Origin of the sequence: Sporobacter termitidis DSM 10068, assembly GCF_900130065.1 — a bacterium.
Classification (GTDB): domain Bacteria; phylum Bacillota; class Clostridia; order Oscillospirales; family Oscillospiraceae; genus Sporobacter; species Sporobacter termitidis.
Genome location: NZ_FQXV01000012.1, coordinates 137,700 through 143,729 on the forward strand (window position 1 = coordinate 137,700; position 6,030 = coordinate 143,729).

Annotated in this window: 6 protein-coding genes; 5 read left to right on the forward strand and 1 reads right to left on the reverse strand. The window is 60.4% G+C overall.

Translation table 11 applies throughout. The annotated features are described in order from the left end of the window. Positions 1-4: 4 nt before the first annotated feature. Positions 5-235 (reverse strand): hypothetical protein, encoded by a 231-nt coding sequence (locus tag BUB60_RS15565; protein ID WP_073080929.1) that lies wholly within the window; start codon positions 233-235, stop codon positions 5-7. 309 nt (positions 236-544) lie between these two features. On the opposite strand from BUB60_RS15565, the gene BUB60_RS15570 reads away from it, so the two are divergent. The 5 genes from BUB60_RS15570 to acsV all read left to right on the forward strand — a co-directional run. Then, the gene (locus BUB60_RS15570; RefSeq protein ID WP_073080931.1) at positions 545-862 is read left to right on the forward strand and encodes a DUF8180 domain-containing protein; all 318 of its coding nucleotides are present in this window, start codon (positions 545-547) and stop codon (positions 860-862) included. Between the two features lie 12 nt (positions 863-874). Beyond that, the gene (locus tag BUB60_RS15575; RefSeq protein ID WP_073080934.1) at positions 875-1,066 is read left to right on the forward strand and encodes a CooT family nickel-binding protein; all 192 of its coding nucleotides are present in this window, start codon (positions 875-877) and stop codon (positions 1,064-1,066) included. A 39-nt stretch (positions 1,067-1,105) separates the two neighbouring features. Further along, complete coding sequence (locus BUB60_RS15580) at positions 1,106-1,876, forward strand: ATP-binding protein (RefSeq protein WP_073080936.1); 771 nt, start codon at positions 1,106-1,108, stop codon at positions 1,874-1,876. 62 nt (positions 1,877-1,938) lie between these two features. Next, a complete protein-coding gene (gene acsB / locus BUB60_RS15585; protein ID WP_073080938.1) occupies positions 1,939-4,071 on the forward strand; it encodes an acetyl-CoA decarbonylase/synthase complex subunit alpha/beta in 2,133 nt (710 codons plus the stop codon). 52 nt (positions 4,072-4,123) lie between these two features. Further along, the coding region (acsV, locus tag BUB60_RS15590) for a corrinoid activation/regeneration protein AcsV (RefSeq protein WP_073080940.1) at positions 4,124-6,030 on the forward strand (1,907 nt) is incomplete at its 3' end.

The window sequence follows — 6,030 nt, forward strand, 5'->3', positions numbered from 1 at the left end:
CCCGCTATACTTCCGTCAGGGATATTCTCTGCCGGAGCCCTTCGGCCTCAATCTCATAAATCCGCGTGGCAGCGGCCTCGTCATAGGCGTCCAGGGTGACGGAAAACTCCTTGAACCTCTCCGCGACATAACGGTCGGCATCGTCCGTCTCTATCTCCTCGAAAAAGACGTCGCGCATCTGATTGCCGCTGCATTTGTTGAATATCTCCCAGATCACTTCATACTTCTTTTTCATAAGCCCTCCGCGTTGTTATCTCTGGTTCCATAGTATCCCGAGCGGGGGCGATAGTCAACTGTCAATGCGGCCCGGCGGGCGCGGCGGCGTTTTGAAATGTTTTTTGACATTTTGGCACGACTCGATTATTTTAAATAATAGCAATTGACACAAGGATAACAAGTCTTATAATTATTAATGAGGGAATCTCCATAATATTTAGTAAATAGTCATGCAAATATCGTATATTCCCGCGAATATCCGGATAATTTCCGTACAAAACACACAGGATGACGTCAGGTAACTGGCCACAGAAATCGGAGGTAAAACATGCACGACCACGACCATAATCAAGACAGCCACCATGAACACGACCACGACCACGCGTCCGGCCACAGCCACGCGGACGAGGCCCACGGCCACCATCACGGCGGCCATGACGACCTGCTGAAAACCAAGGAGGAGGCCGCCGCTTTCCTGCAGTACACGCTGCAGCATAACGCGCACCATGACGAGGAGCTTTCCGGCCTGGTCCACAGCCTGCAGCACCTGTCGCTGGACAAGGCCGCCGGGGAGGTGGCTTCCTGCATCGGCGCGCTGGAGGAGATCAACGCGCGGCTGGAAGCGGTCCTCAAATCGCTGAAATAAGGAGATATCATTATGTGCCTTTCAAAGGTATATGAAAAAACCGGCGCATCCGAGAAAATGCTTTTGAATAATATTCAGAAAATCAGTTTCGAGGGCGACACCATTGTCTTCACCGACCTGCTGGAAAATGAGACACGGATTCAGGGCAAGCTGCTCCTGGCCGATCTCGTCAACGGCAAGGTCGTGGTGGACGCGGGAAACTAAGCTGTTGAAGCAAAACTCAAAGTATTGGAGGGGCATATCATGAAGCCCATTACGATCGCCGTGGCCGGCAAAGGCGGCACCGGCAAAACAACAATCTGCGGTATCATCATCGATTACCTCGGCAAAAGCGGCAAGGGCCCGATCCTCGCTGTGGACGCCGATCCGAACTCCAACCTCAACGAGGTCCTCGGCGTTGAGATGCCGACGACGCTGGGAGAAATCCGCGAAAAAATGCAGTATAAGGACGCCGTGGACGAGTCTCTCCCACCAAGCATGACCAAGCAGGAGTACACGGAGTTCATGTTCAGCGGCGCCATGGCCGAGGAGGACAATTACGATCTTCTCGTCATGGGCCGGACCCAGGGCGAGGGCTGCTACTGCTACATCAACGGCGTGCTGAAAGCCCAGATCGACAAGTACAAGAACGGCTACAGCTACATTGTCGTGGACAACGAGGCGGGCCTGGAGCATATCAGCCGCGGCATCCTGCCGCACATCGACATCCTTCTCCTGGTTTCCGACGCGTCCCGCCGCGGCATCCAGGCCGTCGGGCGCGTGGCCACGATGGTGGAGGAGCTGAAGTTAAAGCCCAAGGTCACAAAGCTCATCGTCAACAGGGCGCCCGGCGGCGTGCTGGACGACGGCGTCAAGGAGGAAATCGGCAAGCAGAACCTCGACCTCATCGGCGTCGTGCCCCAGGACGAGACGGTCTACCGCTACGACGCCGACGGCAAGCCCAGCTCCACCGTGCCGGAGGAGAGTCCCGTAAAGACGGCGATGAACGAAATCCTCAAAAAGCTCGAGCTGTAAATTTGCAAAACAGAGCTCTCATGTCACAACACATTCACATACAGTTTTAGGAGGTATCAGCTATGAGCGTATTAACAGATCTGATCTACGCGGGTTCCAATGCGGTCGCAGGGCTGACCGAAGGCGCGGTCAATGACGCCATCGCCAAATACGGCGCCGAGGCGAAGCTCAGCTTCCCGGACACGGCCTACTTTTTCCCGACGATCTATGCCGCCACAGGCGTCAAGGTCACGAAGCTCGGCGATCTGCCGGCCTGCGTGGGCGTCCTGAAGAGCCTCATCACAAACAAGGAGGACCTGGGCGACGCGCTGAACGCGGGCCTCGCCACGGCCGTTGGGGCTGAAATCCTGGAAGGCCTCAAATTTGTAAACGGCGCCAAGCCGTACGAAAACGAGGGCGGCATCGGCTTTGTGCCCGACCCGGTCATCCGCTCTTTGGGCGTGCCGCTCGTGACGGGCGACATCCCCGGCGTGGCGGTCGTGCTGGGCAAGGCCGACGACCAGACGCAGCTCGCCATGGTCGTCAAGGAGTACCAGACCAAGGGTCTGCTCACCTTCCTCATCGGCGACGTCATCGATCAGGCCGCGGCGGCCGGCGTCAAGATGGGCCTCGATTTCCGCGTCGTCCCGCTGGGGCATGACGTCACCGCCGTCATCCACGTGGTCACCGTTGCCATCCGCGCGGCGCTCATCTTCGGCGCCGTCCAGCCGGGCGATCTGGCCGGGCTGCTGAAATACACGAAGGAGCGCGTCCCCGCGTTCGTCAATACCTTCGGCGCGCTGAACGAGGTCGTCGTCTCCGCCGGCGCCGGCGCCATCGCCCTGGGCTTCCCTGTCATCGTGGACGTGGACCTTGGTGAAAACCAGGTTCCCGGCGCGCTGGAGTCCGTCACCAATCACATGGACACCGTCAAGAAGTCGCTGGAGCTCCGGAGCATCAAGGTCAAGGCCAAGAACATCGAGATCTGCATGGGCTTCGCCTCCGCCTTTGAGGGCGAGATCATCCGCAAGAGCGATATGCACGCCGAGTTCTATTCCGGCAACAACCCGACCTGCGAGCTGGTCGTCATGAGAAATCTCGAGGAGATCGAGGACCACAAGATCACCATTATCGGGCCCGACATCGACGGGACCGCTCCCGTGGAGCTGCCGCTGGCCACATACGTGGAGGTGGCCGGCAAAAAGATGCAGGCCGACTTCGAGCCCGTCATCGAGCGCAAGGTCCACCACTGGTTCAACTATGTCGAGGGCGTTATGCACACCGGGCAGCGCAACCTCATCCGCGTCCGTATCAGCAAGGACGCCTACGCCAAGGGCTTTCGGGTGAAGGATCTGGCCGAGGTCGTCTACCACGAGGTCATGGACGAGTTCGCCAGCGTCGTGGATAAATGCCAGGTCACCATCGTCACCGATAAGGCGAAGGTCGAAAAAATCCTGAAGGAAGAGGGCATGCCGCGCTACGCCGCTCGCGATGAGCGGCTGGCCTCCATGACGGACGAGAGCGTCGACACCTTCTACACCTGCACGCTGTGCCAGAGCTTCGCGCCCTCTCACGCCTGCGTTGTCACTCCGGAGCGCCTCGGCCTCTGCGGCGCCGTCTCCTGGCTGGACGCCAAGGCCACGAAAGAGCTCACGCCGGCCGGCCCCTGCCAGCCGATCCAGAAAATCGGCTGCCTTGACGAGCGCACCGGCTCTTATACGGAAGTCAACAAGATCATAGGCGAGGCCACCCACGGCGCGCTGGATAAGGTCACGCTCTACTCCATCCTGGAGGACCCGATGACGAGCTGCGGCTGCTTTGAGTGCATCTGCGGCATCATGCCGGAAGCGGGCGGCGTGATCGTGGCAAACCGCGAGTACGCCGGCGTCACACCCACGGGCATGACCTTCGGAGAGCTGGCGTCCATGACGGGCGGCGGCGTGCAGACGCCGGGCTTCATGGGCCACGGGCGCCACTTCATCTCCTCCAAGAAATTCATCGCGGCCGAGGGCGGCATCGAGCGCATCGTCTGGATGCCCAAGGAGCTGAAGGACGACATTTCCGAGCGCCTGAACAAGACGGCCAAGGAGCTGTACGGCATCGACAACTTCTCCGACATGATCTGCGACGAAACGATCGCTGTCGATTCCGAGGGCGTCATGGCGTTCCTCACCTCGAAGAGCCATCCGGCCCTCAAGCTGGACCCCATCATGTAGTTTTTTACACTGTATATATGTGCCGCCGCCTGGCGGCGGCACGGGAGTTAATATGAACAAAGTCGTATTTCAATTTGAGGGCGGCGGAGACGTAACAATCTTCGCCGCTCCCGGCGAAAACCTGTTGGACCTGGCGCGCAAGGCCAACGTCGTCATCGACGCGCCCTGCTCCGGCAACGGCTCCTGCGGCAAGTGCCGGGTCCAGCTTATGTCGGGCGAGCTGAAGAGCAAAAAGACCCTGCACCTGGACGATAACGAGTTCAATGAGGGCTGGCGGCTGGCCTGCGGGTCCGCCGTCGTCTCCGACGTGAAGGTCCTGGTGCCCGACATCGCCTCGGCTTACAAAAGCCGCATGAAAACGGCCGACCTGTCCTCTCCCGACGAGATCAAAATCTTCAACGAGCTGCAGGACAACCTGCACAGCGTCGGTATGCATGAGGGCGGCCAGCTCAAAGTCTTCGCCGTCAAAATGGACATGCCCACGCTGGAGGACACCATGCCGGACAACGAGCGCTTTTCCCGCGCCGTCTGCGAGGTCACGGGCGCCTCAAACGTCATCGTCCCCTTCTTCGTCCTTAAAAAGCTGCCGGACCTTTTACGCGACAACGACTTCGCGCTCCGGTGCGTGGGCGAGCTGTACGAGGGCACGATAGAGATTCTCGACCTGTCCAGCGACACCGGCACCGCGCCGGTGTGCGGCCTTGCCATCGACATCGGCACCACGACGGTCTCCGGCGTCCTCGTGGACCTTGCCACCGGCGCCATCCTGTCCAAGGCCAGCGCCGGCAACGGCCAGATCCGCTACGGGGCCGACGTTATCAACCGCATCGTCGAGCAGCAGAAGCAGGGCGGCGTCCAAAAGCTCCAGAAGGCCATCATCGACGAGACGCTCCTGCCGCTCATCGACGTTTTGTGCAAGGACGCCGGCGTCCCTAAAAAGCGCGTTTTTCACATGACGGTGGCGTCCAACACGACGATGAACCACCTGCTCCTGGGCGTCAACGCCGACTTTCTGCGCACGGAGCCGTATGTGCCCGCGTTTTTCAGCATGCGCCCCGTTTTGACCCGCGCCCTCGGCATCGAGCTGGCCCCCGCCGCCAAGCTCAGCGTCGCGCCCAACATCGGCAGCTACGTGGGCGGCGACATCACGGCCGGCGCCCTGGCCTCCATGATCTGGAACGCGCAGGAGCTCTCCATGCTCATCGACCTGGGCACCAACGGCGAGATCGTTTTCGGCAATACCGAGTTTCTCATGTCCTGCGCCTGCTCGGCAGGTCCCGCCTTTGAGGGCGGCGATATCTCCTGCGGCATGCGCGCCACCACCGGCGCCATCGAGGCTGTCACCATCGACCAGGATACCATGGAGCCGGCGATGTCCGTTATCGGCCACATCCGCCCCGTGGGCCTCTGCGGCTCCGGCATCATCGACATGATCGCCGAGCTCTTCCGCACCGGGATCATCAACGGCAAGGGCAAATTCGTCCGCGAGGGCAAGCGCGTCAAGCACGACGAGTTCGGCATCGGCAGCTATATTCTCGCCTTCCCCGAGGAGTCGGCCAGCGGCCGGCAGGTGGCCATCACCGAGGTGGACATCGACAACTTCATCCGGGCCAAGGGCGCCATCTTCTCCGCCATCATGACCCTCATCTCCTCCCTGGGCTTCACCCCCGACATGCTGGAGCACGTGGCCGTGGCCGGCGGCATCGGCAGCGGCATCAATATCAAAAACGCCATCCGCATCGGCATGTTCCCGGACCTCCCAGTTGAGAAATACTCCTACATCGGCAACTCCTCCCTGGCCGGCGCCTACGCCATGCTCACCTCCGAGGACGCCGCCACAAAGCTTAACGAGATCGCCAGGTGCATGACATATCTGGAGCTCTCCACCCAGCCCGGCTACATGGACGCCTTCGTCGCCGCCTGCTTCCTCCCTCATACCGACGCCGCCCTCTTCCCGTC